At 70.5% G+C, this 21688-nt stretch carries 17 protein-coding genes; 10 read left to right on the top strand and 7 right to left on the bottom strand.

Annotation, left to right across the window (positions count from 1 at the left end):
* Positions 1-412, bottom strand: a 412-nt coding sequence (locus FL311_RS25385; protein WP_141328801.1) for an FHA domain-containing protein, incomplete at its 3' end; no start/stop codon positions are given.
* Between the two features lie 39 nt (positions 413-451).
* Positions 452-859, bottom strand: a complete 408-nt coding sequence (locus FL311_RS25380; RefSeq protein WP_228557067.1) for a hypothetical protein — start codon at positions 857-859, stop codon at positions 452-454.
* A gap of 227 nt (positions 860-1086) precedes the next feature.
* Here FL311_RS25380 and FL311_RS25375 point away from each other — a divergent pair, with 227 nt between their 5' ends.
* The 6 genes from FL311_RS25375 to FL311_RS25350 all read left to right on the top strand — a co-directional run bounded on the left by FL311_RS25375 (position 1087) and on the right by FL311_RS25350 (position 12872).
* Positions 1087-3432, top strand: a complete 2346-nt coding sequence (locus FL311_RS25375; RefSeq protein WP_141328799.1) for an MtsA protein — start codon at positions 1087-1089, stop codon at positions 3430-3432.
* Between the two features lie 142 nt (positions 3433-3574).
* A complete protein-coding gene (locus FL311_RS25370) occupies positions 3575-5164 on the top strand; it encodes a thrombospondin type 3 repeat-containing protein (RefSeq protein WP_194869361.1) in 1590 nt (529 codons plus the stop codon).
* Between the two features lie 170 nt (positions 5165-5334).
* Positions 5335-6663 (top strand): thrombospondin type 3 repeat-containing protein, encoded by a 1329-nt coding sequence (locus tag FL311_RS25365; protein WP_141328797.1) that lies wholly within the window; start codon positions 5335-5337, stop codon positions 6661-6663.
* A 34-nt stretch (positions 6664-6697) separates the two neighbouring features.
* The gene (locus tag FL311_RS25360) at positions 6698-8686 is read left to right on the top strand and encodes a vWA domain-containing protein (protein ID WP_141328795.1); all 1989 of its coding nucleotides are present in this window, start codon (positions 6698-6700) and stop codon (positions 8684-8686) included.
* On the top strand, positions 8683-10431 hold the full coding sequence (locus FL311_RS25355) for a vWA domain-containing protein (protein WP_141328793.1): 1749 nt from the start codon (positions 8683-8685) through the stop codon (positions 10429-10431). The genes FL311_RS25360 and FL311_RS25355 overlap by 4 nt, the downstream gene beginning before the upstream one ends.
* 14 nt (positions 10432-10445) lie before the next feature.
* Positions 10446-12872 (top strand): hypothetical protein, encoded by a 2427-nt coding sequence (locus FL311_RS25350; protein WP_194869360.1) that lies wholly within the window; start codon positions 10446-10448, stop codon positions 12870-12872.
* A gap of 316 nt (positions 12873-13188) precedes the next feature.
* Here FL311_RS25350 and FL311_RS25345 read toward each other — a convergent pair whose 3' ends face one another.
* Positions 13189-13635 (bottom strand): hypothetical protein, encoded by a 447-nt coding sequence (locus FL311_RS25345; protein WP_141328789.1) that lies wholly within the window; start codon positions 13633-13635, stop codon positions 13189-13191.
* A 174-nt stretch (positions 13636-13809) separates the two neighbouring features.
* Between FL311_RS25345 and FL311_RS25340 the strand changes: the two genes are divergently transcribed.
* Entirely contained in the window at positions 13810-14172 is a 363-nt protein-coding gene (locus tag FL311_RS25340; protein ID WP_228557066.1) for a hypothetical protein, read from the top strand.
* Here FL311_RS25340 and FL311_RS25335 read toward each other — a convergent pair.
* The gene (locus FL311_RS25335; protein WP_141328785.1) at positions 14169-15839 is read right to left on the bottom strand and encodes a GMC family oxidoreductase; all 1671 of its coding nucleotides are present in this window, start codon (positions 15837-15839) and stop codon (positions 14169-14171) included. The two genes, FL311_RS25340 and FL311_RS25335, sit on opposite strands and share 4 nt — an antisense overlap.
* Positions 15836-16489, bottom strand: a complete 654-nt coding sequence (locus tag FL311_RS25330) for a gluconate 2-dehydrogenase subunit 3 family protein (RefSeq protein WP_141328783.1) — start codon at positions 16487-16489, stop codon at positions 15836-15838. The genes FL311_RS25335 and FL311_RS25330 overlap by 4 nt, the downstream gene beginning before the upstream one ends.
* Before the next feature lie 136 nt (positions 16490-16625).
* Here FL311_RS25330 and FL311_RS25325 point away from each other — a divergent pair, with 136 nt between their 5' ends.
* Together FL311_RS25325 and FL311_RS25320 are read left to right on the top strand one after the other, a co-directional pair.
* Complete coding sequence (locus FL311_RS25325) at positions 16626-17993, top strand: hypothetical protein (RefSeq protein ID WP_141328781.1); 1368 nt, start codon at positions 16626-16628, stop codon at positions 17991-17993.
* Positions 17990-18541, top strand: a complete 552-nt coding sequence (locus tag FL311_RS25320) for a hypothetical protein (RefSeq protein ID WP_141328779.1) — start codon at positions 17990-17992, stop codon at positions 18539-18541. Before FL311_RS25325 ends, FL311_RS25320 begins: the two co-directional genes overlap by 4 nt.
* A gap of 186 nt (positions 18542-18727) precedes the next feature.
* Here FL311_RS25320 and FL311_RS25315 read toward each other — a convergent pair whose 3' ends face one another.
* On the bottom strand, positions 18728-19372 hold the full coding sequence (locus FL311_RS25315; protein ID WP_141328777.1) for a DUF3332 domain-containing protein: 645 nt from the start codon (positions 19370-19372) through the stop codon (positions 18728-18730).
* Between the two features lie 138 nt (positions 19373-19510).
* Here FL311_RS25315 and FL311_RS25310 point away from each other — a divergent pair, with 138 nt between their 5' ends.
* Positions 19511-20329: a M15 family metallopeptidase gene (locus tag FL311_RS25310; RefSeq protein WP_228557065.1), complete on the top strand. Its 819-nt coding sequence runs from the start codon at positions 19511-19513 to the stop codon at positions 20327-20329.
* A 5-nt stretch (positions 20330-20334) separates the two neighbouring features.
* On the opposite strand, the gene FL311_RS25305 is transcribed toward FL311_RS25310, so the two are convergent.
* A partial coding sequence (locus FL311_RS25305) for a sigma 54-interacting transcriptional regulator (RefSeq protein ID WP_141328773.1) occupies positions 20335-21688 on the bottom strand: 1354 nt, incomplete at its 5' end.

Below are 21688 nucleotides of genomic sequence, written 5' to 3'. Positions count from 1 at the left end.
CGGGCGCGGGCTGCGGCGCGGGCGGCTGGGGCGGGGCGGGCTGCGGCGCGCCCAACAGCGCGGCGACCTCCGGCGGAGGCTGGGGCTTTGCCTCCTGCGGGCGCTGCGCGAGCACGCGCGTCTTGAGGACGAAGGGGCCGCACAGCACCTCGTCCACCGAGCGGATCTCACACGCGGTGACGCGGTGGCCGTTGACGAACAGGCCCGTGGCGGTGCCCGCGTCCTGGATGGCCGCGCGACCGTTCTGGAAGTAGAGCAGCGCGTGACGCGGCTCCACGGCCGGGTCATCCAGGCGCAGGTCCGACGCCGGGTCCGACCCGAGCGCATACGTGCCGGGGACGAACACTTCCGTCCCAACGAGGAGTCCGTCGCGGAGGATGACGACTTGCAGGACGCTGGGCTGGCCGCTCAACGGTGACGCTCCCTTCAAGGGCGGGTGGGCGGTACTGCCCTACTGGTCGTACACCGTGGCGAGCGTCTCGGCGCGGAAGCTGTCGCGCTCGCGGATCATCGACCGGGTCTTCAATTCCTTGCGGTCATACAGATACACCGCGCCCGACTTGTTCGTCTGACCCTGGATGAGCCGGTCATCGAAGTCGATGCGCGAGGGCCCTCGCTGCGGCGGTGGCGCGGACGCGGTGGCGTCCGACTCGCCCGTCACCGGGTCCGTCACCGGCGCGCCCCGGGTTTCAATCTTGGGCGGAGCCTTGGGGCCGGACTTCTTGCCCGCCGCCTTCTTGGCCTTCGCTGTTTTCGCGGACCGGCCGCGGCCCTGGGCCCATGCGTCGCTCGGGTTCAACAGCGTACCGATGCCGAGGAGCTGGGCGACGACCATGCAGAGGAGGAAGCGTCGCATCATCAACAGGTTAAGCGATGCGCGTATGGACCTGTCAACGCACACTCCAGGGCCATTCACGAGGCGTGGTGCGACAGGTGTGGGGGGCACTCCACCCCATGTGGGGCGCGTGCTCCACGACTCGTGTCTCGCGTTGCCGGCCGACTGGAAATGTGGCGTGCCGCTCCGCATCCGATGAGGCGCCGTCCAACCGGGCGAGCGCCCGGAGAATCATCGCGGTGACGCGAGGGATGAGAGATGCTGTGCGCGTGACGAGCGCGCTGCGCAGATGGAGTCTCCTGTTCGTGGGCGTCCTGCTCTGGTCCGCCGCGGGTGTCGTCGGATACCGGCTCAGCGCGCGGGAGCCTCGGGGGCAGCCGCCCCCGCGAGCACAAGGTCCCACTCCACCCACCTCCGCCGGGCCCCGGCTCACCGGCGTGGGCCCCCGGCTCACCAGCAACGAGACCTCCCAGCCGGTCTCCGTGTACGGCGAGCAACTGGTGACCGGGTTGCGACTGTCACTGGGTCCACCGCTGTCACTGGAGCTGCCGCTGAAGGTGGTGGACGCGCGCCACGCCTTCGCGCGGCTGCCCGCCGGGCTGAAGCTGCCCGAGGACGCGCCCCAGGTCGTGGTGGAGGCGCGGCTGGTGTCGGACCAGGCGGACTGCTGCGAGGGACAGGACGCGCTCACGGTGGTGAACGACACCGCGTTCCCGGACCTGACGGGCATGGTGGCCTCGCCTGATGGGCGGACGCTGTTCCTCGTCTCACCGCCCACGGACACGGTGTACGCGCTGGACGTGGACTCGGGCCGCGTGGAGACGCTCTACGTGGGGGACGGGCCGTCCGCGCTGGCCACGTGGGAGGACGCGAGCGGCAAGGCCTTCCTGGGCGTGGTGCACCGCTTCCAGCCGGAGCTGTGGGTGTATGCGCTGGAGGCGCGCGGCGCGCCGCGGGTGTGGCCCGCACCGCTGGGGGCCTCGGGGCTGGAGGTGGATGGCGCGCGGGGCGTGGCCTACATCGCCGAGCAGGTGCGCGACACGGTGCGGGCGGTGTCGCTCGAGGACGGACGCGAGCAGTGGGCGGCGCCGGTGGACCCCAACCCGCGCGCGCTGGCGCGGTGGCGCGACGTGCTCGCGGTGGGCAGCCTCCAGACAGGGCAGGTGGAGCTGCTGCGGCTGCGGGACGGCACGCCCGTGTTCACCGTGGTGCCGGGGCCGGGCGTGGCCATCGTCGGCGGACGCACGGAGCCCTTCCGCGCGCAGGTGATGGGCGGCCACGCGCCGCGCTCCCTGGTGGCCAGCGCCCGGCTGGGGCGGCTGTTCATGGGGAGCCTGGGGCCGAACGTGGGCCCCATGCCCCAGCGCAAGGAGGTGCACGGCAGCAGCGGCGTGTCCGTCATCGACCCGGCCACGGGCGACTTCGTGCGCCACCGGGGCTTCGGCGTGGGCATGACGGAGGGGCTGGCGCTGGATGACGCGGCGGGGCTGCTCTACGCGGCGGACGTGGCGCTGGGCCAGGTGCGCGTGCTCGACGCGCGGGCGCTGGTGTCCAACGACGACCGGGTGGCGCGCGGCGCGGTGTTGCAGGAGCTGGCGCTGGCGCCGCCGGAGGGCACGCCGCTGGTGCGCCCCGCGGAGGACTTCTCCGTCAAGGGCCGCGCGGGCCCGGAGCTGCACTCGGGGCCGCGCTCGCTGGTGCTGTCCCCGGACGGCGGACAGCTCCACGTGCTCAACCGCTTCACCCGCGAGGTGGCGGTGGTGGACGTGCGCGAGGCGCGCAAGGGCGGGGCGGTGGTGGCGCGGCGGCTGCCCGTGGTGGCGCTGCGGCATCAGGCCAAGCGTCGGCAGGGACAGGTCCTCTACTCGGCGGACCTGGGGCGCTCGGGCATCACCTGCGACGGGTGCCACATCGAGGGCCACACCGGCGGGCTCTTCTACGCGAAGAAGCATCCCGTGCGCATCTACCGCTCGCCCACCGTGCAGGGCAGCCGCGACACGCCGCCCTTCTTCACGCCGGCGAGCCAGCACAGCCTCGCGGAGACGGCGAGCTTCGTCGGCGCGCGCAACCGCTTCCACAACCCGGACCCGTCACCCTCGGAGGTGGAGGCGCTCACGCTCTTCACGTCATTGATTGCCACGCCGCCCAATCCGTACCGCGGCGAGGACGGCGCGCCGCCGCCGACGGTGACGCTCCCCGACGGCGCCGTGGGGCACCCGGCGCGGGGCCGCGCGCTGTTCGAGGGCAAGGGCGGCTGCGTCGCCTGCCACCCCGCGCCCCTCTACACGCTGGACCAGGACGCGGCGACGCGCGGCCAGTACCTGGACGTGGGCACGCCGGTGGCGCTGCCCTTGCGGCTGGAGCAGCAGGAGCTGGTGGTGGGCGCGGCGCCTCCCTCCCTGGTGGGCACGTGGGATGTGTGGCCGCTGCTCACCAGCGCCTCGGCGGGCTACGCCGCGAAGGAGGGCCGCCTGGTGGTCGACACGCGCTTCCCCTTGAGGAAGGTGCTGGAGATGTCGGGCCCCGCCCATGGAGACGCGCGCGCGTTCAGTCCCCAGGAGCGGGATGACGTGCTCGCCTTCCTGCTCACATTGTGAGCGCGAGGCCGAACCTGGCGCGTCCAGGTTCCGTGGCGGGGCGAAATCACCGCCATCGCTGTGTGCGAGCGCGAGGAGATTTCGTCGCGGACGCGGCTGCCGCTTGCGTTGTCGTGGGGGGCTGCGGTCTACAATCCATCCGATGCGCCCCCTTCCGCGCTCCGCGTGGCTGCTGCTTCCGATTCTGCTCCTGTCCTGCTCCGACGCGGGCCTGTACGCCATCGACGGGCGTGGGGCCAATCGCGGAGACCGCGCCAACTTCTCCGGCAAGGTCTGCGTGCCACTCGCCGGCGGCGAGGCGTTCCCCACCAAGGTCCTCTTCGCGCTGCAGGGCGGCGAGGGCGTCGAGACGGAAATCGTGGGCTACGCCACCGACGGCCTCGCCACGCTCTCCAGCCGCTTCTCCGGCCCGTTCGTGAAGTTCGGCCTGGTGGCATACCACTCGGTGGCCACCGGCATCCTGGGCGGCTTCTCCGACGCGGCGGAGTTCCAGGCCGCGCTGCCGCGCTTCGCCACCTACCAGGAGACGGGCCCCGTCAGCGTGCGCTCCTCGCTGCGGCTGGCCAAGACGCTGCTCGCCGGTGACATGCAGACCTCGTGTCGCGGCGAGGTGGCCCGCACGCGCTACGTCGTCGTCGTCGTCGTGCGCAGCCAGGACACCAGTTGCGCCAACCCGGCCTTCAACATCGGCCTGGACGCCACGTGCAACGCGCTGACGGACAAGGTCGCCTGCAGCCAGTGTGAGCTCACCGCCGTCACCGGCGAAATCAAGGCCCTGGCCCAGCAGTACGGCGCGGGCGAGGTGGTGGTGCAGCCCATCTACGTGCGCGACGTGGCGGACCCCAGCACCCGCGCGCACGTGGCGGCCATCGCCCACGCGGGCGGCACCCAGGCGGTGGAGACGGACGCGGCGGGCCTGTCCCCCACGCTCTCCGGCATCCAGTACGCCGCGCGCACCAACACCCTCAAGCTCAAGCGCTTCCTCGCCTTCAACCGCAACGTGGTGGTGCGCGCCGGCCAGGTGCTCGTCGACAGCGACGGAGACGGCCTGCCGGACGTGGACGAGGTCGCCCTGGGCACGGACCCCACGGTGGTCGACTCGGACCAGGACGGGCTGATGGACGGCATCGAGGTCCGCGTCGGGCTGGACCCGCTCGTCCCCGACATCATCAACGGCTGCAACCTGTCGCTCGACGAGGATGGAGATCGGCTCAACACCTGTGAGGAGCGCGTGCTGGGCACCAACCCCTGCATCGGCGACAGCGACGGCGACACGATTCCGGACCTGGTGGAGGTGCTGTCGCAGACCAACCCGCTGGTGCCCGAGGACCTGCTCGACTCGGACCGCGACGGCATCACCAACGTCGCCGAAATCGAGGCGCATGGAGACCCGCTGAGCGCCGACCTCGACTTCCACCGCGAGCGCGCCTACGGCTACGACCTGGTGGAGTCCGAGCCCACCGTGGACGGGCGCACCTGCTACGACTCGCGCGTGGAGAACATCACCCTGGTGCGCACGCTGGCGCGGCCCCACCCGCTCGTGCCGGGCGAAACCATCCCCGCGGGCACCAACGAAATCTACCTGTACCTCCAGGCCGGCCGGGACAACGACCCGCGCGGCGCCGGCATCGGCTCGCTGCTCATCCAGAGCATCCAGTACGACGAGAAGGAGGGACGCACCCCCTCCGGTACCCTCCTGTTGGACCCCGAGGCCTTCATCCTCGGAACCTGATCCACCCGTGGGTGTGGGGTCTTCCCCTCGCCCGGGCTGGGGAGTGCCCCCCACACTCCTCCGCCCAGTCCCCCTCACTCCATGCGCAACCCTCTGGAATCACGGATGTTTGATTCACGACGGGGAGCGGATCGGCTCTTGCTAAGGACTCGGGGCTGAAAGGAGTCACCATGTCACGCGTTCGATTCGCTCCGGTGCTGATGCTCGGGGCAATGCTGGTCGTGAGCCCCGGTCTTGCCCAGGCGCAGTCCAACGACAATCCCGACAACCCGGAGTGTCTCGGCGACAGCTGCGGCAAGCCCCAGGAGGAGGGCGGCGGGTGCGGGTGCGGGTGCGGCGGCTCGGTGTGGGTGAACTACACGGACGACGGCGACACGCTGGCCTACACGGACGACGCGGATGGCGACGGCCGCGCGGATGACCGGGACAACTGCCCGTTCGCGTCCAACCGCGACCAGGCGGACAGCGACGGCGATGGCGTGGGCAACGTCTGCGACAACTGCGCGACGCTCTCCAACTTCCAGCAGCGCGACGCCGACGGTGACGGCATCGGCGACGACTGCGACCCGGACCGCGACAACGACGGCATCGCCAACGAGCAGGACAACTGCCCGCTGATTCCCAACCAGGACCAGGCCAACCTGGACGGTGACGCGCAGGGTGACGTCTGCGACGCGGACGACGACAACGACGGCGTGGCGGACGGCACGGACAACTGCCCGCGCGTCGCCAACCCCGACCAGGTGATGCCGGCGGACGGCAGCCAGTGCCGCGTGGACGCGGACGGCGACAACATCGCCGACAGCAGCGACAACTGCCCCGGGCTCGCCAACCCCGAGCAGACCGACAGGGACAACGACGGCGTGGGTGACGCGTGCGACCCGGACGACGACGACGACGGCGTCCTCGATGACGCCGACAACTGCAAGGACGTGGCGAACCGCGACCAGGCGGACAGCGACGGCGATGGCGACGGAGACGCGTGCGACATCCTCTTCTGCGTCGTGGTGGACCCCACGCAGAAGCAGAACTGCCTGGACCCGAAGAAGGCCTTCGCGGTCAGCGCCGGCGGCACCATGAAGCTCTCCCGCTCCGGTGAGTCGCTGCGCCCGCCGCTGTTCGCCAACCGCAACGGCGCGGCCATGGAGTACCGCTGGACGGTGACCAAGCGCCCCTCGGGCTCCAACGCCGTGGTGGAGAACCCCCAGGGCGCGGTGACGCTCAGCCGCAACTGGCAGTACTCGTACGTGGACGGCAGCGTGCCCAACTTCGTGCCCGACACCGAGGGCACGTACGAGCTGACCGTGGAGGCCCGCCTGGCCTTCGCCGACCGCGTCTTCCCCGAGCAGCGCGTCTCCACCAGCACCCTCGTGCTGACGGTGGGTGAGGGTGACGGCGAGGGCGGCAACTGCAGCTCCGTCCCCGCCGGCTTCAGCGCCACCGCGCTGGGCGCCGCGCTGCTGCGCATGCTGATGCGCCGTCGTCGCAGCGAGCAGTAATCTCGTCGTCCCCCTCGCCAGGAGGTCGTACCGCATGCGTCGCCTTGTCCGACTCCCGCTGCTGATGGCGGGCCTCCTGGCCACGGGGCTGTTGTCCTGTACCGACTCCATGTTGGAGCCCCGGACGGAGCAGCAGACCCACGTCGATGACCGCGTGATGCTCCAGGGGCGCGTGTGCACGCGCCCGCCCAACCCCTCCGGCTTCCCGGTGAAGGTGGTGGTGGTCATCGACGAGTCGGGCAGCATGTGCATCAGTGACCCGCCGGGCGCGCAGACCGACAGCGGCTTCTGTCAGCGCGCCGAGGTGCAGGCCATCATCCCGCCGGGCGTCACCGAGCCCGCGCGCGTGCGGGCCCTCAAGCGCCTGGTGAACCAGTTCCGTCAGGTCAACGCGGCGGGCGGCAACGTGCAGGTGTCCGTGGCCCCCTTCGAGACGAACGTGCGCAACGTCTGGCCGCCGGCCACGACGGGCAACCGCTTCGCCCGGCCCGACACCAACATCGACAGCTACATCGACGGTCTGCAGAGCCAGCTGGGCAAGGGCACCGACTACCAGGGCGCGCTGTCGTACGCGTACAGCCTCATCGCCAGCGACATCAACGCCGTGGCCCTGTCCAACCCGGAGGTGCTGCCGCGCACCCGCTACGTCGTCGTCTTCCTCACGGACGGCACGCCATACCCGCGCTGCTCGGCCACCGACAACCTCAGCGTGTACGCCAATCCGGACAACCCGGACCTGACGTGGGCGGACTCCATCGTGAGCTTCTGCAACGCCACGAACACCACGGACCAGATCGACGGGTTCGAAATCGGCACGGACCGCAACCAGAACTACCAGCTCTTCAGCTACGTGCGCCGGCTGATGGAGCTGAAGGACCAGTACAACGTCGGTGACGTGCGCATGCACACGGTGCTGCTCTTCAACCAGGAGGCGGTGCGCGCGTGCGGCCCCATCTGCCAGGAGATCTACGGCATCTACCCCGGCGTGCCGCAGGCCCAGTACCCGGAGGCCGCCAAGAAGATCGCCTCCTGGCTGCTCAAGCGCTTCGCGGAGATGGGCAACGGCGTCTACCAGGAGTTCAACGACACGGCGGAGATCTCCAACCTGGGCCTGGGCGCGCTGGACTACTCGTCCTTCGCGTCGCGCAACGTGATGAAGACGCTGCTGGTGGAGCCGCTGAGCTCCGCGCCCGGCCTGGACGGCCGCGTCATCGACAGCGACGGTGACGGCGTGCCGGACGACGTGGACAACTCCTTCACGCTCAAGACCCACCCCTTCACCGCCGACAGCGACCGCGACTGCCTGGACGACGGCTTCGAGCACCGCCGCGAGGACCAGGGCTTCAGGGCCGCCAACGACCTGGATGCGCGCGGCTGCAACCCGGACTCGCCGCTGACGCCACGCTGCACGTGCCGCGACACGGACGGCGACGGGCTCTCCCAGTTCGCGGAGGCCTACCTGCGCACGCGCGAGACCATCGTCGACAGCGACGGCGACGGCATCCCCGACAGCATCGAGGCGCGCTGGGGCCTGAACCCGCTGGAGCCCAGCGTGGCGGGGCTGGACACGGACGGTGACGGCCTGCCGGACGAGGTGGAGCTGCGCGCGGGCACGGACCCCACGCGGCGCGACAGGGCCTTCTTCGAGAAGAACGGCTTCCAGTACGAGACGCGCATCGCCGAGGTCCTCCCCAACGGGAGCATCTGCTACGACTACACCGTCTCGAACCTCCAGATGGTCGCCACGCCGGACCGGCCGGGCACCAAGCAGGGCTTCAACCTGTTCAAGCTGTGGTTCGCGGAGGCGCCGGAGAGCGGCGTGGCCACCGACTACGGCGTGTGGCGCGCGGCCTGCGCGTGGTCCCAGTACTCGCCGCCCAGCGTGCGCGTGCCGGTGGGGCCGGAGCTGACGTTGACGAACGACAACTTCATGGTGCCCACGGAATTGAGCAATCCCTGGGACAACCAGGGCCGGTGCGTGGGCGCGCCGCCCTCGGGCCAGCAAGGAGGTCTGCTTCCGTGAGTGTGGCCGCACGTATCCTGGCGGGGCTGGTGGTCGCGGTGGCGGTGACGGTGGCCTGCACCGATTCGTATCTGTATGACCCGCGCCGCGACGTGGAAGTCCCCGTGGACCGCTCGGTGTCCATCCAGGGCCGCTTCTGCAGCACGGGCTCCAACGAGGTGGTGCGGCCCATCAAGCTGGTGGTCGCCATGGACGCCTCGCAGTCCATGCGCGTCAGCGACCCGGATGGCACCCGCGCCACCGCACTGGTGGAGCTCATCGAGAACCTGCCCAGGGACCCGGAGGTCCACCTGGCGGTGGTGCTCTTCGCCGGCAGCACCACGGCGTTCCTCACCCAGACGCCGGGCAATCCGCCGCAGGATGGCTTCGTGCAGGTGGCCAGCTTCGACGACGCGCGGATGCGCCAGCTCACCGAGCAGCTGCTCACCTTCCGCAACCCGGACAACTCCCCGAACCGGGACTCGACGGACTTCGTCAAGCCGCTGTCGGACATCTACTCGCTCATCAACACGGACATCGCGCGCAGCCGGCTGGAGCCGGGCGGGGCGCAGGCGCTGGCCCAGGCGCGCTACTCGGTCCTCTTCCTGTCCGATGGTCGGCCCACCACGGACCAGGACGACGAGCTGCTCCAGGGTGACGCGGTGGTGCGCATCCGGCAGCTGAGGGACCTGGTGGAGGACGTGCGCGTCAACACCGTGCACGTCTTCAACCCCACGCAGCCGGTGTCGTCGGTGTGTGACTTGTCGGGGGACGGCGGCTGCCCGCTGCTCATCATCAACCAGAACTCGGACCGGCTGGAGAAGATGGCGGCGCTGGGCGGCGGCAACTTCCGCGACTTCCGCAACAACGAGCCCATCAACTTCCTGGACTTCAGCTTCGGGCAGGTGCGCCGCACGTTCATCGTGAAGGAGGTCATCGCGACGAACTTCTCGGCGCCGCCGGGCAGCCCCCTCGACGAGGCGGACACGGACGGGGACGGGCTGACGGACGCGCGCGAGCGGGAGCTGGGCACGGACCCGAACCGGGTGGACACCGACGGCGACGGCTTCAGCGACGGCGTGGAGGTGTACTTCCGAGACCGCGGCGTGGACTTCGACCCCACGCAGGTGGCGGACCCGGACGGCGGTGGCCTGGACAAGGGCTGCCCGCCGCTGCTGCGCGCGTCGGACTCGGACTGTGACGGCCTGCTCGACTGCGACGAGCAGTTCATCGGCACCAACGCAACGCTGGCCGACAGCGACCGCGACGGCGTGCCCGACGGCATCGAGTGGCGCGGCGGCACCCAGGGCGCCAGCGACGACCTGGACGAGGACCCGGACAACGACGGGCTGTCGAGCCGCGCCGAGCTGCGCCTGCACACCCGCCCGCTGGTGGTGGACACCGCGAACCTGGCGGCGGAGGGCTACCGCTACTCCTTCGAGGCGGACGGCCCTCCGGACGAGCTGGGCCGGCAGTGCTACACGCTGCGCGTGGACAACGTACTGCTGGCGCCCACCATCGCCTCCGCGGACGACGCGGGCGTGGTGGTGCGGGGCGCCGGCTACAACGACATCGCCTTGTCGGTGGCCATGGTGCCCGCCGACGACCCGACCGCGCGCACGCAGGTGCGCACCTTCCGGGTGAACCACGTGCGCTACCCGGTGGGGGGCATCAAGTCCCCCGCCGACGGCATCATCCGCGTGAATCCCGAGGACTTCGTCGACGGCTGCCCTGGCCGTCCCGACGTCACCCTCCCGACGCCGTGAGAAACGACGCTGCCATGAAGACCCAAGCCCGACTGCTGTCGCTCGCGCTGCTCGCCCTCGCCGCCGCCTGCTCCTCCAAGGGTGATGACCAGGAGGACGCCGGCACCGTGGCGGTGGTGGATGTCTGCAACAGCCGCGAGGAGGCGCTGTCGCTGGACGAGTGCGAGCTCAAGCCCGGGGAGACGCTGGAGCGCTTCCTGGCCAAGGAGGGCCCGCAGCGCGAGGGCGACCAGGACTGGTACCGCATCGTGCTGCCCGCCAACACCACCGCGCGCACGCTGCTCAACCTCAACGGCGTCTACGTGGCCTCCAGCACCGCGGTGCAGCTGTCGCTCACCGTGCTGGAGACGCTGCCGGACGGCAAGGAGGCGGCGCTCGCGAAGAAGGACGACAAGCACGGCCAGGGCGCGCCCAAGCCGGTGGACATGGTGCTGCCCCTGCGCGCGGACCTGGCGGGCAAGACGCTGCTGGTGCTGGTGCAGGACTCGCCGGACGTCGTCTCCCAGCCCAAGTTCGACGCGCGCAGCCCCTACCGGCTGACGGTGCGAATCACCGAGAACCCGGACATGAACGAGCCCAACGACGCCATGGCGGCGGCGACGCCGGTGGCGCTGACGTCGGCGGGCGGGGTGCTCACGGGCACGGCCACCGGCTACCTGGCCACGGACAACGACGTGGACCGCTTCACCTTCGACGTGCCGCAGGGCAAGGTCCTCTACGTGGGCCTCACCGCGCCGGACCAGGGCTTCGTGCCCAACTGGCGGTTGTCGTACCAGCTCTTGCGTCCCGGCTTCCTCGTGAAGGAGGAGAAGGAGGACGAGGACCAGGTGCGCCCGAGCGTGCGCCCCGGCGTGCTGGCCACGGCGCGCAAGGTGAAGGAGGCGAAGTACGGCGGCAAGTGGATGCTGGTGGTGCGCGGCTACCGCGGCATCAGCGACCGGGACACCGCGTCGGGTGACATCCAGCAGGCCTATCAGGTGGACGTCCGGGTGCTGGACGAGGCCGACGCGCAGGACTCGCGGGTGGTGGACGGCGTGGTCGTGGGCAACGACAAGGTGGCGGACGCGCTGGCGCGCGGGCTGACCGCTCCGGCGCAGGACCTGGCCACGACGATTCCCTCGGGCGCGACGACGACCTTCACGGGGCGCCTGGGCTACATCGGCGACGAGGACTGGTACGAGGTGAGGCTGCCCGCCACCGCCGCGCCCACGCGGCTGCACTACCACCTGGTCCCCAAGAGCGAGGGGGGCCGCTTCCCGCCGCTGCCGGACATCCCGGACCGTCAGGTGCTCGTCTTCACGCTGGTGTCCAAGGGCGCCACCATCGAGGACTGGCGCACCGCGTGCGTCAACGACAGCACCGAGTGCCCCAAGGGCTACGGGGAGAACCCGGACATCGCCCCGCTGGTGCAGGACTACTGCCGGCGCACGGACTTGCCGGCGCCCATGTGCCTGCACTCGCTGCGCGAGGAGGTGTCGGAGAACCCGCGCTTCGTGAACCTGAGCAACTTCCGGGGCGTCATCCCGGTGCCGGCATTCACCGGCGAGAAGCGCTACCTCTTCAACGTCCAGGACAACGGCGTGGGCTGGGCGGACGACAAGGACTACGACCTGGTGGTGACGTGGCGCGAGGAGGACGCGGACGAGCAGGGGCGCTACTCGGGCGGCGTCGAGCAGGTGGTGACCAAGGCCATGGCCTCCACCACCGCGTTCCCCGCGCCGCCGGACACCGCGGAGTACAGCGTCTCCGGCAGGCTGTCCCACGGCTACGGCCGGCTGCGCAGCGGTGATGACCGGGTGAACGGCCGCGGCGTGCGCGGCCCCATGGACTACGACGCGGTGCCGTCCGACGTGGACTCGTACCTGTTCACGCTTCCCGCCGTGCCCGCGCCGGAGGACCGCGCGTGGCTGGTGCAGTGGGAGGTGGCGAAGTCACCGGACGGTGGCACCGCGCACGGGCTCGCGCTGGATTTGACGTTCTGTGACGGCGACGCCCCGGCGACGCCGGACGCGGGCATCGAGAACTGCGCGGTGGTGCGCGCGGGCAGCCGCAACCAGGGGCTCACGCTGGGCTACCGCTCGGATGCGCTGAGGGCCTGGCACACGCCGGCGGGTGCTTCGGTCAGCACCCTGCAGCCGCTGTACACGCTGGAGGAGCGGCCCAACTCCACCGTCGTCACCCTGGCGCCGTATGCCTGCGGTTGCCTGGAGGGACGCTTCGTGCGCGGCGGGAAGATGCGCGTGGATGTCTCCGCGTCCGAGCGCAACTCCTACGAGCAGGTGGGCTACACGCTGCGCACCGGCTACGCGGACTACCCGCAATCCTATACGCGGGATGGCGGTGTCACCACGCAGTGCCCGGGACCCGCGGATGCGGGCACGGACCCGGATGGCGGCGTGGCTCCGCTGAGTGGTGGCTGTGTCTTCACGCGTCAGCCTTGAGCGTCGTGGGGGGCGGGGGCCCACCTTCGGGTGGGCGCTCCCGGGCCGTCGTGTCCGGCGGGCGCGACTCCCACCGGGACAAGGTCTCCCCCCACGCGAGCAAGCCGTGTCTGGCCATGAAGGGGTCGTCCGGAACGACTCACGTGTCCGCTGTCGGGGGGCTGGCGCGGTCGGCATGCAAGTCATTGCAACGGGGGCGCTCGCGCGAGGCCGCGGGCAGGGCCTCGCGGCGCAAACCCTGGCGGGCAGCCGACCGCACGGCGCCAGGGTGGATGGGGCGGTCAGGACCGCCCGTCATCGCTTCGTCCAACGTGTCTCAGGGAGGCGCGATGCCCAGCCCGTTGAGCGTGATGCTCTTCTCGGGGAGGTTCGCCGCGTTCGACTTGATGACCAGCGCGCCCTGATACTGCTGGGCCTCGCGGGGGCGGAACGCCACCTCGACGAAGAAGCGCTCCTTGGACTTCACCTGGAAGGCCTCCTGGGGATTGAGGTCCTGGCCGTCCTTGGAGACCTTCATCGTGAAGACATTCGGGCCGGAGAGGGCGATGCTGGAGACATCCAGCGTATCCTCGCCCATGTTCTTCACCTGGACGGAGTTGAAGCCCGTGGTTCCGACGTAGGTTCCGGAGCGGAACTCCTGGTCGAAAGCCATCTCGTCGCGGTCCGAGATGAGCTGCGGGGCCTTGGGGAGCTCCTCGGCGCCTTCACCACAGGCGGCGAGTGAGAAGAAGAGAATGGGGAGCCACGGGGTGTGCAGTCGCATGGACGTTCACTCCTCGCTAGAGGGTCGATGATGATGAATGTTGTAACAGTGTTCTGTCGTAAGGCCCAGGGCGTCGGTGCATTCCTGCTCACGTTGCTGGCGGTGGGATGCGGAGACACTCGTGACGACTTCATCGGTCCGCGTGTGAAGGATGTGTGTGATGAGTCATGGCCCGTGTGTGGCCGCGTCGCCGGCTGCATCCTGGGAGAGGAAGGCTATTCGGAGGGTCGCTTCCCCGGCCGCAGCCAGTTCATCGTCCAGGTGCCGGAGGCGTCTCACCTCAAGGTGAGCTTCTACCTGGATGAGGTCACCGCGGCGGGCGAGGAGACGGTGGTCATCTTCCACGAGGAGGGCTGCCGTGCGCGCATCCGGACCGCGGCGGACGGCCGCGCGGTGCTCGACTCGATGGAGAAGTTCAGCGTCTTCACGCGCGAGGCGGAGCTCACCGGCGTGGGAGACCACCTCATCGAGTTCGAGTCCGACATGCAGGCGCGCTACGCCGTGAAGGTGGACGTGACGCCCCTGCGCAATCGCTAGCCCCCGGAGGAGACGCCTTGCTTCAGCGTGCGCACCAGGTGGCTGGCCACCCGGAAGCTGTTGGCGGCGATGGTCAGCGTGGAGGGCACGCTGCCGCCGGTGGGCATGAAGCTGCCGTCCACGACGTAGAGGTTGTCCACCTCGTGCGCGCGGCAGTTCCGGTCCAGCACGGACTCGGCCGGGTCGTCGCCGAAGCGGCAGGTGCCGTGCTGGAGGATGGTCGTCTCGCCGGCGACGCTCTTGCGCTCGAGCGAGTCCGGCTCCAGCCGCAAGAGCACCTCCTCGCCGCGCTCGACCAGGAAGCGCGTCGCCGCCAGGTCCATGGGGTGGCGCTCCACGGTGATGGCGGCCACGGGGATGCCGTGCTTGTCCTTCACGTCGCCCTCCACGCTCACGTAGCTGCCCTGCGTGGGGAGGTACTCCGCGTAGACCTCGAACAGCAGGATGCGCGAGTCGCGGTACGCGCGCATGCGGTCCTTGAGCTCCTTGCCGAAGACGGCGGACGCGCCGCTGCCCGCGAGCCCCGACGCCGCGTGGATGGGATTGGGGTGCGTCCACATGAAGCCCAGGGTGCCGCCCTTGCGGAAGCCGAAGCGCGCGTCGGGCATCAGGTAGAAGTCCTGGAGGCTGCGGTTGACGAAGGGCCCAGGGTCCTTCAGCCACGGGCGCCTTTCCGCCTGCTTCGACAGCCGGAACGTCGCCTGGGACTCACCGAAGGAGCTGAAGATGAGGTTCCGCCCCACCAGGCCGTTGCCGTTGGCCAGGCCCCGCGTGAAGCGCCTGGACGTGGAGTTGAGCAGGAGCCGCGCGCTCTCCACCGCGGTGGCGGACACGACGACGACCTTGGCGGGCTGCTCCTGGGCCACGCCGTCCGCGTCCAGGTAGACGACGCTCTTCGCGCGCCCCTTCTTGTCCACCTCCACCGTGCGCGCCATGCAGCCGGGGCGCACCTGGACGTTGCCGGTGGCGACGGCGGCGGGGATGAGGCTGGCGTTGGTGCCGCTCTTGGCGCCCATCTCGCAGCCGTAGCTTCCGCACAGCGCGCAGTACGCGCACGGCGCGCGGCCCTTGTACGGGCGGCTGATGATGCCGCGCGCGGTGGGAATCGAGTGCCAGCCCATGGCCTGGCAGACCTTGTCGATTTCGGACGCCACCGGGTGCACGTCCAGCGGGGGCAGCGGAAAGGGGCCGCTGCGCGGTTCGGCGAAGGGGTGGGGCACGGCCTGTCCGGACACACCCAGCTCCGCCTCGGCCTTGTCGTAGAAGGGCGCCAGCTCCTCGTAGGAGATGGGCCAGTCGGCGAGCGTGCTGCCCGGCACCGCGCCCAGCGTGGTGCGCAGCCGGAAGTCCACCGGCTTGAGGCGGTAGAAGAAGCCGCTCATGTGCACGGTGCCCCCGCCCACGCAGTTGGCGGTCCACGCCGCGGTGCTGCGCTCGTACTTCCCTTGCGCGCCCTTGCGGACCAGGTGCGGCTCCTCCCAGGGCAGCGGCATGAAGAAGTTGCGGCGGCTGTTGAGGATTTCGTCGTGGACGAAGTCCTGCGGCCGGTAGTGCGGACCCTTCTCCAGCACCACCACCTTGAAGCCCGCGCGGCCCAGCTCCAGCGCCATGGGCGCGCCGCCCGCGCCGCTGCCGATGATGCAGACATCCACCAGGGGCAGGCTCACTTGTGAACCCCGCACTCGCGCAGGCACTTCGGGCCGTCGTAGCCCTCGGGGGGCGCCATCGCCACGGTGCCCACCGTGTCGAAGCCCATCAGCCTCCAGCCCACCTTGCCCTTGTTGCCGCCGTAGGACGGGTCTCCCAGGAAGCCCTCCAGCGTGAGCACGGTGAGCAGCTCCAGGAAGTGCGCCTCGCCGCTTGGGGGCGGGCTGTCCTTGAAGAGCGTGAGCAACTCGTCCTGCTGCGCGGGCGTGAGCGCGGCGAAGCCCTTCTGGAACATGCGCTGCGAGCGGTGCTCCAGGGCGGAGAGCCCCGTCATGAAGTCGTCGCGCACGGGCTTCATCTCCGGTGTCTGGAGGATGCGGTCGATGTAGACGGGCACGTCCGCGTCGAGCGCGCCCGGGTCCTCGTCCCTGGGGAGGATGCGCTCGGTGGCGGCGGCCACGACGGCGAACTCGAAGGCGGAGAAGGTGTGCGTCGGCTGCCCTCCGGGGGTGGTGCCCAGGGGGCCGGTGTCCTGGGCGGGTTTGGGCTCCTCGGAGGAGCGCTTGCAGGCCAGGGGCCCCAGCAGCACCACGCCTCCGCCAAGGAAGCTCAGCCGCTGGATGAAGGAGCGCCGGGACAGGCGCCGACGAGCAGGACGCGCACGGGGCATAGGCGCGCAAGCGTAACCCAGCGGGGCGTGCTTCGCGCGTGTCGGGATGCGCGGTGCTCGTCTGCTCCCTCGGGTGCGTGGGTGAACTAGGATGCGACGCAACGTTGTGCACGGCCGGAAACGCAAGGAGACCAAGATGAGACGTCATGCCTGGGCACTGGGATTGGCGCTGGCGATGGGCTGCGGCAAGGACTCGAAGCCGGACAACCCGGACGCGGGCCGGCCGGATGGCGGCGGGGGAACGACGGAGACCTTCACCAAGCTGGAGGTGGACGCGGACGCGAGTGAGTTCAATCCCATCTCCAACATCGCCATGGCGGTGGGGCCGAACGACCGCATCGGCATGGTGTACTTCGTGAACAACGGGACGGCGACGGGGAGCGAGACGAACTACGACCTGCGCTACCGCGAGTTCGACGCGGGCGTGCTCGGGCCCGTGGAGAAGATCGCCACCGTGCAGCGGGTGTACGGCGTGTCGGTGGCCTTCGGCCCGAACGGCCAGCCGGCGGTGTCGTACCTGGGCGGTGGACGCGACAACTCCACCTTCTGGCTGCAGAGCGACCTGGCGGTCTCCTACCGCTCGGCGGCGGGAGTCTGGACCGAGAGCATCGTCGCGACCCACTCCAACGCGGCGGCCATCAACAACCCGCTGAGCGACGTGGGCTTCCTGGTGGGGCTCAACTCGTCCATCGTGTTCTCGGGCAGCCAGGCGCTCATCGCGTACCGCGACGGGCACAACGGCAACTTCGGGCGACAGGACTGGGAGTCGGCGGACCTGGAGCTGGCGAGCGGCGGTCCCCCGTCGAGCTGGGTGTTCCGCATGGTGGCGGCGTCGGGTGACACCAAGGCGGGCTACGGCGGCCACATCGGGCTCATCATGGCGGGCGCGCAGCCGGCGGTGGTGCACGACTACGTGAAGGAGGGCGCGCAGGCGACGGGCGCCGGAATCGTGTTCCAGCGGCGCGCCGCGGATGGCGTGGCGTGGAGCGCCCCGGTGGAGGTCGCCACGGCGGAGAGCATCGGCAACACGCAGCTCGGCCCGAGCATGGCGTACGACCCGGAGCAGGGCTTCGGCATCGCCGTGCAGAACCGGGGCTCCTCGTCGCGCGGCGACGTGCTGCTGTACATGGACTGCCCGAGCCCCACGGCGACGAGCTGCAACACGAAGGGGGAGTGGTCCACGCCGGACCCGGTGTTCGGCCGTGGCACGGGTGGCTGGTATCCGTCGCTCGCGTTCGACCCCATCCACCACGAGCCGTCCATCGCGCACTACTTCTGCTCGTCGGAGTCGGGGAACAACGACACTGGCTGCAACCCGACGGAGGACCGGCTCCTCATCAGCACGCGCATCGGCGGCATCTGGCGTGAGACGGTGGTGGACGAGGACGGCGCGTGGTCCCCGAAGCTCGCCTACCTGTCCACGGGCAAGCGCGTGGTGCTGTACCGCCTGCCGGTGATGGCGCCGTCCAAGAAGGGTGTCCTGCGTCTGGCGGTGGAGCAATGAGGAGCGCGGTCCGCGCCCTCGCGGCGCTGACGCTCTCGGGGGTGGTCTCGGGCGCGGGGATGCTCGCGTGCGCGCGTCCGGACAACTCGCTGTCCGGCAGCGTGTCGGAGCTGTTCCCGCTCGAGGTGTCGCGGGTGGAGATCCTCCGCAACGCGGAGGCGCTGCAGGTGAGCTACTTCCGCAACAACGACCTGGACGTGGACCTGGTGGTGCGGCTCACCGTGTCCACGGAGGGGTTGGACCTGCGGCCCGGCGCGAAGGTGAACCTGGCGGGCACGACGCCGTCGGGCGTGGCGCGCGCCACGGTGGTGCACCTCAACGCGGGCGAGCCGGCACGTGTCTTCGCGCCGGTGGAGAAGGGGGACCTGCAGCTGGAGTCGGGAGGCAACCCCGGCGAGCAGACGCGCGGGGACTTCTCCATGTCCTTCAAGAAGGGCGAGGGCTACGGCGCCGGTCGCAGCCTGGAGGGGACGTTCTCCTCCGAGGCGCGCGACGCGGGCTTCGGGCCGGAAGAGGGCGAGCCGCTCGACGCGGGTACGCCTCCGTAGGACCGAGGCGGAGGCGACGCCCGGAGGCTCGGGCGTCGCCTCGCGCGAGGGGCGCGAACCCTCCGCGCGTCTCGGGGCCGGCGCGTCGGCCCCGAGGAGAGCCGCCGCCGCGCCCGCGCCTGGCGCGAACCCTCCGTCAGCGTGCGGGAGGGGCGCCGGGCGCGCTGCTCGCGGAGCGGAGCCCCGTCAGTGCGCCGCGCAGGTGTTGAGCGCGAGGCCCTGGGACACGCGGGCCTGGTCCACGGTGTGGCGGGCGAGCGCCGTGGCGCCGCCCTCCTCGTAGATGCGCCGCGCGAGCGCCAGGGCCTCGCTGGCGTGCACCGTCAGCGTCTGGCCCGCGGCGTCCGTCACCGCCACCGTGCCGTCCGCGGCGCCCTCCGCGCGGACCAGCAGCGCGCCCGCGTCGTCGCGCACCGCCATGCCGTTCTCCAGCGGCTCGAAGTGGCGGATGACGGGCTCCTGGCCCTCGCGCTCCAGTTCCAGCCGCATCACGCCGCTCTGGGCGTCGCGCGACATGCGCAGCACGTCCGTGGGGCTCAGGCGCACCACGCGGGTGCCGTCGTCCTCGCCGTCCACGCTGGACACGGGGTTGTTGCCGCTCCAGAACTCGATGCTGTTGATGATGAGCGCGTCGATGAGCGAGCCCAGTTGGTACACGGGCACGATGACGAGCACGAGGAACATCAGCCACTGCACGAACTTCTCGCCCGAGATGTTCTTGTTGAACTGCCAGATTTTCTGCGTGAGCTTGAAACTGCCGAAGCACCCGGTCGCGTGCATCGAGATGAAACCGGCGCACAGCACGGCGAGCCAGGGAGACGGACGCTTCATCGTGAACCCTCCTGGGGGGATGGAAGGACTGCGAAGGCAGACGCACCATGCCACGTCGGATTTCCCCGGCACACCGCGTTCACGGCTTCATCCGATGGACAGCACTTCCCAGCCCTCGGAGGTGCGAGGATGCGGGGGATGCCTTCCCCGCGTCTGTCATCGAAAGCCTTCGTCGCGTGGCTCCTGTCCCTGCCGGTGCACGCCGCCGAGCCCGTCGACGCCGGGACGCGCGCACAGCCCCGTGAGGCCGAAGCGCCACCCGCCGCGCTCGTGTGTCTGGCCCGGTGGTATCCGGCGGTGACGCCCGTGCGGCTCGACTCCGGCTGGGGCTTCTCGCTGCCCGACGGGCGCTCCTTCCCGTTCGACGACGGACAGACGAAGTCGTTCGCCCGCAAGCTGGAGGCACCGGACCTGGAGGACACGCTGTCCATTCCCTATCGAAAGGGGCCCATCACCCCGGTGACCCGCGAGGACGAGGACCCCGGGCGCATCCGCTTCGAGCCGCTGTTCGAGGCCACCTACGGCGCTGCCCGGGAGCAGGTGGACGTCATCCCCATCGACTTCCTGGGCCAGCGCTTGAAGGTGAACCGCAAGGTGGCGCCCGCCTTCGAGCGCGTCAGCGTCCGGCTGGCGTCACTCGTGGCGAAGGAGGCCTCGCTCAAGCCCTATCTCCAGGGCGTGGGCGGCACCTTCGTCTGGCGCAACATCGCCAACACGAACCGACGCAGCGCCCACGCGTACGGCGTCTCCATCGACCTCAACGTCGCGCGCTCGCACTACTGGGAATGGCAGAAGCCCCGCAATCCCGTGCGCTGGCGCAACTCCATCCCCCAGGCCCTCGTGGACGCGTTCGAGGCGGAGGGCTTCATCTGGGGAGGCCGCTGGTACCACTACGACACGATGCACTTCGAGTACCGGCCGGAGCTGCTCGACGCCGCGTGTGCTCCGGCCCGGTGACGAGGTCAGTCGCCCTCGCTCTGCACCAGCCCGTACTTGTGCAGCAGCGAGTAGAGGTGCTTGCGGTCCAGCTCCGCCTCGCGAGCGGCGCGGGCGATGTTGCCCTTGGCTCGGCCCAACAGGCGCGTGAGGTACTCGCGCTCGAAGGCGCGGATGAGCTCGTCCTTGCACACCTTGAACGGGCCGGTGAACTCGGCGGGCAGGAAGTCGCCGGCGGGGGCGGGGGCCTCGCGGGTGAACTCGCGCAGCAGCGCGTCCCCGGCCAGCTCCGGGATGTCCACCATGTGCCGCGCGCGCTCGAGCGCGTTGCGCAGCTCGCGCACGTTGCCCGGCCAGGTGTGTCCGTTGAACTGCTCGCGAATCTTCTCCGGCAGCCGCAGCCACAGGCCCTCGCCCGCGAAGGCATCCACCAGCAGTGGGATGTCCTCCTTGCGGTCTCTCAAGGGTGGCAGGCTGACGGTGAACACGGAGAGGCGGAAGTAGAGGTCCTCGCGGAAGCGGCCCGCCTGCGTCTCGGCCCAGAGGTCCTTCTTGCTCGCGACGACGATGCGCGCGTCGAACGAGATGGGCGTGGAGGCGCCGAGCCGACGGAACTCGCGGTCCTCAATCGCGCGCAACAGCTTGGGCTGGAGGTCCAGCGCCAGGTCGTCGATCTCGTCGAGGAACAGCGTGCCGCCGTTGGCGCGCTCCAGACAGCCGATGCGCTGGCTGACGGCGCCGGTGAACGCGCCCTTCTCGTGGCCGAACAGCTCGCTCTCGATGAGGGAATCGGAGACGCTGGCGCAGTCGAAGACGACGAGCGGCCCGGGCGCGCGGGGGCTCAACTTGTGGATGGCCTTGGCGGCGGCGCCCTTGCCGGAGCCCGTCTCGCCCACCAGCAGCAGCGTCGAGTCCGTGGGGGCGATTCTCTGGAGCAGGGCGAAGATCTGCCGCATCGGCAGGCTGCGGCCCACCAGATCTCCCAGCCGGTCCTCCAGCGTGGGCTCCACCTGCACGGGGGCCAGCTGGGGGCTGAAGCGCAGGCGGACATCGCCCACCTCGAGCAGCGCGCCGGGCCGCAGGTACGCCTCGCGCACCTGGGCGCCGTCCAGGAAGGTGCCGTTGGTGGAGCCCAGGTCCTGGACGAGAAAGCGGTCACCCTGGCGGCGCACCACCAGGTGGTTGCGGCTCACCGTGGGGTGGTCGATGACGACGTCGTTGTCGGCCGCCTTGCCGACGCGCAGCGCTTCGTTGGCGAGCGGGAAGACGGTGCCGGCGCGCTCGGTGTCGAGGAGGACGAGGTGGAATTGCTGCGCGGAGAGTCGCTCACCCTGGCCTCGCGCGTTGATGACGGTGTGCGAGGGGATGGGGGCTGGGGGC

The sequence above is a fragment of the Myxococcus sp. AB025B genome (assembly GCF_006518215.1).
GTDB classification, from domain to species: domain Bacteria; phylum Myxococcota; class Myxococcia; order Myxococcales; family Myxococcaceae; genus Myxococcus; species Myxococcus fulvus.
This window is presented reverse-complemented; position numbering and strand designations above follow the sequence as displayed.

What these genes read in the sequence shown, in the direction of transcription:
- FL311_RS25380 (WP_228557067.1), bottom strand. Translation starts at nt 859, where the DNA reads ATGATGCGACGCTTCCTCCTCTGCATGGTCGTCGCCCAGCTCCTCGGC.
- FL311_RS25375 (WP_141328799.1), top strand. Translation starts at nt 1,087, where the DNA reads ATGAGAGATGCTGTGCGCGTGACGAGCGCGCTGCGCAGATGGAGTCTC.
- FL311_RS25370 (WP_194869361.1), top strand. Translation starts at nt 3,575, where the DNA reads ATGCGCCCCCTTCCGCGCTCCGCGTGGCTGCTGCTTCCGATTCTGCTC.
- FL311_RS25365 (WP_141328797.1), top strand. Translation starts at nt 5,335, where the DNA reads ATGTCACGCGTTCGATTCGCTCCGGTGCTGATGCTCGGGGCAATGCTG.
- FL311_RS25360 (WP_141328795.1), top strand. Translation starts at nt 6,698, where the DNA reads ATGCGTCGCCTTGTCCGACTCCCGCTGCTGATGGCGGGCCTCCTGGCC.
- FL311_RS25350 (WP_194869360.1), top strand. Translation starts at nt 10,446, where the DNA reads ATGAAGACCCAAGCCCGACTGCTGTCGCTCGCGCTGCTCGCCCTCGCC.
- FL311_RS25345 (WP_141328789.1), bottom strand. Translation starts at nt 13,635, where the DNA reads ATGCGACTGCACACCCCGTGGCTCCCCATTCTCTTCTTCTCACTCGCC.
- FL311_RS25330 (WP_141328783.1), bottom strand. Translation starts at nt 16,489, where the DNA reads ATGCCCCGTGCGCGTCCTGCTCGTCGGCGCCTGTCCCGGCGCTCCTTC.
- FL311_RS25325 (WP_141328781.1), top strand. Translation starts at nt 16,626, where the DNA reads ATGAGACGTCATGCCTGGGCACTGGGATTGGCGCTGGCGATGGGCTGC.
- FL311_RS25320 (WP_141328779.1), top strand. Translation starts at nt 17,990, where the DNA reads ATGAGGAGCGCGGTCCGCGCCCTCGCGGCGCTGACGCTCTCGGGGGTG.
- FL311_RS25315 (WP_141328777.1), bottom strand. Translation starts at nt 19,372, where the DNA reads ATGAAGCGTCCGTCTCCCTGGCTCGCCGTGCTGTGCGCCGGTTTCATC.
- FL311_RS25310 (WP_228557065.1), top strand. Translation starts at nt 19,511, where the DNA reads ATGCCTTCCCCGCGTCTGTCATCGAAAGCCTTCGTCGCGTGGCTCCTG.